The sequence below is a fragment of the Vibrio sp. 704 genome (genome assembly GCF_033339295.1).
Map to the genome: position 1 here is coordinate 1 of NZ_JAWOUH010000234.1, position 859 is coordinate 859.

1 protein-coding gene is annotated in these 859 nt (G+C 50.1%); it reads left to right on the top strand.

The window, feature by feature from the left end; genetic code table 11:
• A partial coding sequence (gene gpsA / locus R7R24_RS25660) for an NAD(P)H-dependent glycerol-3-phosphate dehydrogenase (RefSeq protein WP_318119937.1) occupies positions 1-745 on the top strand: 745 nt, incomplete at its 5' end.
• Positions 746-859: the final 114 nt, after the last annotated feature.

Genomic DNA, 859 nt, shown 5'->3' on the forward strand with positions numbered 1-859 from the left:
CGTGCTTAACAGCTGCAAACCGTTCCTGCGCGAAGATTCGCGTATCTGTTGGGCAACCAAAGGTCTTGAACCTGAAACTGGCCGACTACTCAAAGACGTCGCGTACGACATCATCGGTGAGAACTACTCGCTGGCCGTTCTATCTGGCCCAACGTTCGCGAAAGAGCTCGCGATGGGTCTACCAACTGCAATCTCCGTTGCCTCTCCAGATGCAGAGTTCGTGGCGGATCTGCAAGAGAAAATCCACTGTAGCAAAACCTTCCGCGTGTACGCGAACAACGACTTCATCGGCATGCAACTTGGCGGTGCAGTGAAAAACGTTATCGCAATTGGCGCAGGTATGTCAGACGGCATCGGTTTTGGTGCAAACGCACGTACTGCGTTGATTACCCGTGGCTTGGCTGAAATGAGCCGCCTTGGCGCTGCACTTGGTGCCAAACCAGAAACCTTCATGGGTATGGCTGGTTTAGGTGACTTGGTTCTTACGTGTACTGACAACCAGTCACGTAACCGCCGCTTTGGTTTAGCTCTCGGTCAAGGTAAAGACGTTGATACGGCTCAAGAAGAAATTGGCCAAGTCGTAGAAGGCTACCGCAACACGAAAGAAGTATGGATGCTCTCCCAACGCATGGGCGTTGAGATGCCGATTGTTGACCAAATTTATCAAGTATTGTATCAAGGAAAAGATGCACGCCTGGCAGCGCAAGATTTACTTGCTCGTGACAAAAAAGCCGAAGGAAAGTAGCACTCTACGCACCTTCGCACCTCATCTGAGAAGAATAGAAGTTGTCGGGTCACGGAAGAACCACTCTGGATATTGAGAATGAAACACTGCGAAAAACAAAAAGTCTGGAACAAA